6 protein-coding genes are annotated in these 7,380 nt (G+C 51.8%); all 6 read left to right on the top strand.

The genetic code is table 11. The features are described from left to right. The coding region (locus ABQ298_08045; protein MEQ9824320.1) for a MotA/TolQ/ExbB proton channel family protein at positions 1-1,053 on the top strand (1,053 nt) is incomplete at its 5' end. Positions 1,054-1,089: 36 nt separating this feature from the next. Continuing rightward, positions 1,090-1,713 (top strand): MotA/TolQ/ExbB proton channel family protein, encoded by a 624-nt coding sequence (locus tag ABQ298_08040; GenBank protein MEQ9824319.1) that lies wholly within the window; start codon positions 1,090-1,092, stop codon positions 1,711-1,713. Positions 1,714-1,717: 4 nt separating this feature from the next. Beyond that, complete coding sequence (locus tag ABQ298_08035) at positions 1,718-2,125, top strand: biopolymer transporter ExbD (GenBank protein MEQ9824318.1); 408 nt, start codon at positions 1,718-1,720, stop codon at positions 2,123-2,125. A gap of 9 nt (positions 2,126-2,134) precedes the next feature. Further along, positions 2,135-2,809, top strand: a complete 675-nt coding sequence (locus tag ABQ298_08030; GenBank protein MEQ9824317.1) for a TonB family protein — start codon at positions 2,135-2,137, stop codon at positions 2,807-2,809. A gap of 25 nt (positions 2,810-2,834) precedes the next feature. Next, complete coding sequence (locus ABQ298_08025) at positions 2,835-4,196, top strand: tetratricopeptide repeat protein (protein MEQ9824316.1); 1,362 nt, start codon at positions 2,835-2,837, stop codon at positions 4,194-4,196. Positions 4,197-4,619: 423 nt separating this feature from the next. After that, positions 4,620-7,379, top strand: coding sequence for a TonB-dependent receptor (locus tag ABQ298_08020; GenBank protein MEQ9824315.1), 2,760 nt, complete (start codon positions 4,620-4,622; stop codon positions 7,377-7,379). Position 7,380 lies beyond the last annotated feature (1 nt).

Here is a 7,380-nt window from a genome sequence, read left to right as displayed (position 1 = left end):
GAATATGGACGCTCCTTCGAGGTTCGTCTGGATCTGGCCGAAGCGCAGGCCATGAAACCCACGTTTGAGGCCTTCAGTGTAGTCGGTGACGATCCTGAACTCAGTAAAGCCGAGAAGCTTGCTGCCCAGATCGACATCATTTCGACCTCTCTGGATCGCATCGACAACCTGATTGGCGGTTACAAGTTTGAGGGACAGGCTGTATCTGAAACGGGCACGTACGAGTCCGGGCATTTTGTGGTTGTAGGACCGTCGGTCTACTTTGCGAGCAATCGATCCGATATTGCAGGACTTGCGATACCGTCGGGGTCGCTCGAACCTTCCATTTTCACCATTGATGCGGCGACTACTCAGTTGATCAAGACAGTTGTCGAGTCTGGAGAGGGAAGGGTTCCGATGGATGCTACCTTGGGCAACGCATTGGCGGTCAAGAAGCAGGAAGAGTCGATTTTGGAACACATTCAGTCCGGGGGTATCTGGATCTATCCGATCCTCGGTTTTGCGCTCGCCTCTCTGCTGACCGCACTGTTCAAGGCCTTTGAAATCTACACCGTTAAAATGCCGGCTCCAGGTGCATTGCATGGCATTCTTGAACCTTTGAACAAAGGCGATACGCAGGGAGCACGTGCGGCTGCCGAAGCGGTTCCGGGGCCAGCGGGCAAGATGCTCGTTGATGCTGTGATTCATTCCGATGAATCGAAGGAGCTGATTGAAGAGGTCATGTATGAAAGCATGATTGAAGTGCAGCCCAAGATGGAGCGGTTGTTGCCATTTATCGCGGTCACAGCGGCTACGGCTCCGCTGATGGGTCTGCTGGGAACCGTCACGGGCATGATCAATACCTTTAAATTGATCACCATATTTGGAACTGGTGATGCGAAGAGCCTTTCCAGTGGTATTTCGGAAGCTCTGGTCACCACAGAGTTTGGGTTGATCGTAGCGATTCCCTCCTTGATCTTGCACTCTTTGCTGCACCGGCGTGCCCAGGGTGTGCTCGCCAACATGGAGCGCATTGCGGTTGCATTTGTCAACGGATTGAATCGCAAGAACTGACCCTCCCAGAGCACTGCCGTTACCGAATCAGGTCATATGGATACGAGCGCTACAGGCATTGTGGGAGAGACGCTGCATTTGTGGATCTCCGGTGGGTGGTTGATGATACCGCTGGTGATGATTGCGCTGTTCATCTATTGGACGGCCTTCGATGCCTTCTTTTATTTTTCAGCCAACCGCTTTTACAAGATTCCCAAGAGTCGCCTGGCGGAATGGGTTCGAAACCCACTTCAGGCCGAAGGGGCGCTGCGGGATATCATCGAATACAGTCAGGATGAAACCGTGAACACGGTGCAGGATGTGCGGGCGCGCTTTGAGGAAATCCACAACAGCTATCTTTCGCGCATCGACCGGCAACGCAAATTCCTGTTCATCCTCATCGGGGTGGCTCCTTTGATGGGATTGCTTGGAACCGTGACAGGCATGCTTTCGACCTTTCAGGGGCTCTCCACGGGCAGTGGGACGGAGACGGTTGACCTCATTGCTGGAGGAATTTCCGAAGCACTGATTACAACACAGACCGGGTTGATCATCGCGATTCCGGCCTATATCATCGCGTTTCTGGTCATGAAACGACGCAATGAAATGGAAGCCTGTCTGATTGCGGCGGAGACGCTGACCGTTCAGGTCTACGAAAAACGGAGTCCCAAAAACGTTTGATTTTATGAGAAGGAGAAGAGTTTTTTCAGGAAACAGTGGCGGATCGGATGATATCAACATCTCGCCGCTGATTGACATGGTGTTCATCCTGTTGATCTTTTTTATTGTGACCACTGTGTTTGTCGAAGAGACGGGCATTGAGGTGACCAAGCCTCAGGCTGCCAGCGCGATTCAGCTTGAAAAGACCAGCATCCTGATTGCGATTTCCGCAAGCGGAAACGTGGTTTATGGAGGGCGTGAAATTGGTCCGAATGGAGTGCGCGCAGTTGTACGTCGCTTGGTGCAGGAGGATGCCAACATCCCGGTGATCATTCAGGCGGATGAGTCCGTTCCGACACGCTTGCTGGTCCGTGTCATCGACGAAGCCAAGCTCGCCGGTGCAGTCAGTGTGAACATTTCGACCCAGAAGTAACCTGCGGGAATGGCAAGCAATCGACGATTCAGCGGGTTTGAACCCAAGCGACAGAACCGGTTTTACATCCGGTTGGTGTTTGCGACCTTTTTGACGGGATTCGCAATCTTCGCTATCCTCCCGATTACTCAGTGGATCAGTGGGGATCCGCGGGATCAATATGTCGTGCGCAGTGTGGACCTTGCGCTCCCGCCGCCGCCACCACCACCACCCGAACCTCCGCCACCACCCGAAGAAGAAGTTGAACAGGAGCAGCCGGAGTTGGAACAACCGCCACAGCAACTGGATCTCAGTCAGCTCGAAGCGGCTCTGAATCCGGGAACTGGTGGGGCTATGGGTAATTTCCAGCTCGATTCCTTTGCTGTTCAACCGGACGTCGCGGGTGAATTGATGATCTTCTCGATTTCCGATCTCGACTCACGGCCACGGGCGATTCGGCAGATTCCGCCACAGTTTCCGCCTGCATTCATCGCGACGGGTCCAAAGGGTGTGATCCGCGTGCGCATCATGATCGACGAAAATGGCGATGTCAGCGTGATGGAGGTTGTGGAAGCCACACATCAGGAGGTGGTGCAACCCGTTCGCCAGGCACTTGTGCGCTGGAAGTTTGAAGCCCCGCGTAAGGGAGGCGAGAAGGTTCGAGCGCAGTACATTCAACCCATCCCTTACGATTTTTCGCAGTAAGATGAATCCAATCTATTTTAGGAGCATGAAAATCAAAGCATTATTCTTTTCAGTGAGCTTACTGTTCACCACGATTGGGCTGTTTGCTCAGGTATTTCCCTTGAGTCAGAATTCATGGAGTAATCCAGATTTTGTGAAGCGTTTTCTCGGAAGCTATGGTGTTCTGACCGAAAAAGAACCGCAGATCACGTCGGACGAATCGGAGACTTTTAAACAGTTGGGTGAATTATTATCCCAGGAAAACATGCAGGGTGCAGTGGCACTGATGCGGGGTGCGATCAAACCGGATTCGAGTGCGGCGCTCGATTACACCCTGGGTAACATCCACCTGCAGATGGGTGATTACGATGCCGGGATTCGTGCCTATGAGGCTGCCATTCGCAAGTTTCCCAATTTTCAGCGCGCATATAAAAACAGTGCTCTGGCGTATATTCAGACCCAGAACTACGAGAAGGGACTCGAGTTTTTGATCAAGGCCATCGAACTGGGCAATCAGGAAGGCGATTCTTTTGGTCTGTTGGGGTATTGTTACCTCAACCTGGGGCAGGATCATTCTGCCCTGGATGCCTACCGCATGGCGGGTGTGCTTTCTCCCAAAAACAAGGATTGGCAGGTCGGAAAGGCGACGGCTCTGCAACGAGTCGGACTGTATGAAGAGTCACTTGCCAAGTTTGACGAGCTGATTCAGAGCAACCCTCGTATGGCGGCCTATTACACCGCGGCTGCCAATTCGAGCCTCTCTCTTCAGGAAGAAATGAAGGCGGCAAAGTATCTCGAGCTGCTCGAACGTCGCGGCCTTGCTGATGATGCGGCTCGCATGCTCTTGGGCGACATTTACTTGAATCAGAAGCTCTACGGACTCTCCACTGATGTTTATGCAAGGGTTTTGGAAGGCACAGCCCAGCCGGATATCGCACGACTGATCCGCTACACGCGTGGTCTGATTTCCATGGGAGCGGTTTCGGAGGCGAGTGAGTTTCTCGGTAAGATTGAGTCTCGTTCCGGATCGTTGAATGATGCCCAGCAGCTTGAGTTGCTGAACCTCAAGTCCAAACTTGCGTTTGCAACAGGGAACGAAGCCAGTGCGATTGCATCGCTTGAGCAGGTCATTGAGCTGGACCCCACCAATAGCGAGGCCCTGTTGTTAATGGGTGAGCATTATTTTACCCAGCTCGATTATGAGATGGCACTGTTCTATTTTGAGCGCGCTCAGAAGCTTCAGGATGCCCAAGTGGATGGACTGGTGCAGGCAGCCCGTGTCAAGGTTGCGCAGAACAAGTTCGCGGAGGCTGTGGACTTGCTGCAACGCGCCCAGGGTATCAGCCCGCAGAGCCACGTAGAAGCGTATTTGAATGCGGTTCGCAACGCATTGAAAACGACATTCTAAGGATTATTCTGGCGAAGACCGGCATAAAATGCCGTGATTTTCTCAAAAACTGCAGTCGATTTGACTGCAGTTTTTTGCATTTTAACCGATGAGTCAGGAGATGCGGATCTGTAACTGAGTATTTTCAGCATACCGGCAGATTTTTCTACAGGAAGAGTTGCATCATTTTTCCATTTTCCTGAGCGAAGTTGCGGCAATTTGCAAAAGTGGCAGTGGTATTGCTTTTTACAACCAAAACCGCAGTGATTTCGCCTTTACCTATTTTGAGTGGATATTAAACTGAAAAATTGTTTGCAATTTGGATGTTTTAAAATCACATAAAAGATTGGGCCACAGGGAATACCTGCGCCTTAAACACATAACTCAAAACTTAGCATGCCAAAATTACTAAAAACTTGGAAAGGTTTGTCGTCGTTCAAATGGATGATGGCAATGTTGGTCCTTGCTCCGGCAGTCTCCTTTGCCCAGACTGAGGAACAAGACGAAGAATACGAAGAACTCGAGGCGTTTGTCATGACGGGTTCGCGTATTGCGCGGCTCGACATGGAGCCTGTAGCACCGGTCATTCAGCTCAACGCTGAATCGCTTGAAAACACGGGTTTCTCAACTGTGGGAGACGCTCTGCGTTCACTGTCTTTCAACAACGGTCAGGCACTGACTCCAACGGACTCAGGTGTAAGCTTCACTCCTGGTGTCAGCACGATCAACGTTCGTGGTATTGGTAACAACCAGACTCTGGTTTTGGTGAACGGTCGTCGTGCAGCTCCCTATGCAGCTCCTGGATTTGACGGTTTGCAGACAGTCTTTGACTTGAACAGCATTCCCGCCGGAGCGATCGACTCGATCGAAATCCTTAAGGATGGTGCATCGGCGATTTATGGTTCGGATGCGGTAGCCGGTGTGGTCAACGTTCGCCTCAAGCGCGACTATCAGGGCATGAATGTAGTGGCCCAGGTTGGCGACTACTTCGATACGGGTGCTTTCATGCGCAAGTTTTCCGCAACGCTGGGAACTGCAGATGCGAAGAGCAGTTTCCTTGTCTCGGTGGACTTTATGGATCAGCAGGCTGTGTTTGCCGGAGATCTTGACTTCAGTAAGAACGCAGACCAAACGAGTCGCGCCCACAAAGCAGATCCCAAATACGTTGTGGATGGTCTCGAAGCTTCGGGAATGGGTTCGCTGGATGAATACCTCGCAGGCATTGGATTCACTGACCCTATTTCAGATGGTTGGTTCGATACCCGTTCCAGTCGTGGATTCCCCGGTTATGTGAACGTACCTGGAGTAGGTCGTCGCACATTCCTTGATCCCACTAACAATCCGACAGCCGATGGAGCCGTAAATGCCGCAAATCTGTTCAATTATCAGACTGCATCGGGCCTGTATCCCGAATTCCGTCGTTTCTCATTCTACACTCGTGCTACCCGCGATCTGACGGATAACCTGGAGGCATTCCTCGAGCTTTCGTTCAGCCGTGTGGAATCTGAAGTATATGCCGCTCAGACACCTGTTGACATCGAAACCTCTCGCGGACTCGATGAAGGGGACGGCATGATCATCCCCTCCTACAATGCTTTCAATCCCTGGGGTGTTGACATCAACAATGGTCGTCGTCGTCTCGTGGAAAATGCAGCTCGTTTGAGTGATGTGACTTCTGACACACCTCGCATCGTTGCGGGCGTAACGGGTCTGCTGCCTGACTTTGCAACGGGCGACTGGTCCTGGGAAGCCGGAATGGTTTATTCCAAGAATTCGGTTAACGTAAACAACATTGCAGCTGCGGACTCCCGCCTGCAGCAGGCACTCATGGGTCTGACCCGCAATGGTGACGGCAGCCTGGCATGGAATCCAAATACCGCACTCGAAGAGCGTGTGTATTACAACTGGTTCGGTATCAACGAACAGGCAATGGCGGATTACATCGAGATCTACAACCCGAATTCCGCTTCGATGGAAATGTATTCCTATGACGCCAACTTGTCGGGAACGATCTTGGAGCTTCCGGGTGGAAACATGGGTTTCTCCGTGGGAGCTGAGCACCGCATTGAGCGCTGGGACAACATCAAGACCGATCTCAATGCAACAGGTGACATCCTCGGTGGAAGCGAAGGAACTTCCAGCTTGGGTGACCGCGACGTGACTGCATTCTACGCAGAGTTTAGTCTCCCGGTGACCAAGCAACTGGAGTTCCAGTTGGCAGGCCGTTACGAAATGTATTCTGACGACGGATTCGAAAAAGACATCCGCCCGAAGATCGGTTTCAAGTATCGTCCGCTGGATTGGTTGGTTATCAAGGGTTCCTACAATGAATCCTTCAAGGCACCCGACTTGGCCTACCTCTTCACTGCGAGTTCGACATCGTTCTCTTCGAGCCAGGTGTTTGACCCGGTAACGGGAACTCAAATTGACCAGATTCAGGTTGTAACCGCAGGAAATCCTGACCTCGGTCCTGAAACTTCGGACAATTACTTCGCTGGTATCGTGCTTGAACCTAAGGGTCGTCTCGACGGACTCGTATTCTCTGCTGAGTATTTTGAAATGGATCGTTCCAACATGCTCGCACAGCTCAGCGATTTCTTCGGATATGCTGAGTTCCTGCAGGGGGATTTTGAAGGCAACCCGACATTCGCTGGAAAGGTTGTTCGTGATTCGGTCACCAACCAGGTGCTGTTCATCCGTGACGACTATGCAAACATCTCGGAATCGAAGTACAAGGGTTACGACTTCTCACTGTCTTACACATATGAGACTGAAAACCTTGGACGCTTCTTTGCGCGTTGGGATGCAACCTACCTCGATTCCTTCACGATTGACGGAGGCGAGCAGGTGGGCAGCTATCTGGTTCCGGAATGGCGCCACACAATGGCCCTCAACTGGAGTCGTGGTGATTGGTCAGCCTCTTTCTATGGCATCCTGATCGATGAAATGGTTCGCCAGTTGTCCTTCGGAAACGTCTATACGGCAGATGATGTTCTGTTGCTGCAGTATACCGTCAAGTCGCAGTTTGTTGCCAACCTGAGTGCAACTTACAGCGGATTCGCTGGTACGGAGATCACCGTGGGTGTGAACAACATCCTGAACGATGAAGCTCCGGTTGATCCATTCGCTGGCGTTGGTGCGCTTGCGGGTGTGTCCTATACCGAACCCGCCTTCTGGTATGTTCGCATGTCTTACGATTTCTGAT

Source organism: Puniceicoccaceae bacterium, assembly GCA_040224245.1.
GTDB lineage: Bacteria > Verrucomicrobiota > Verrucomicrobiia > Opitutales > JAFGAQ01 > JAKSBQ01.
Note: the sequence above shows the minus strand (reverse complement) of the source record. Positions and strands in the feature narration are given on the sequence as shown.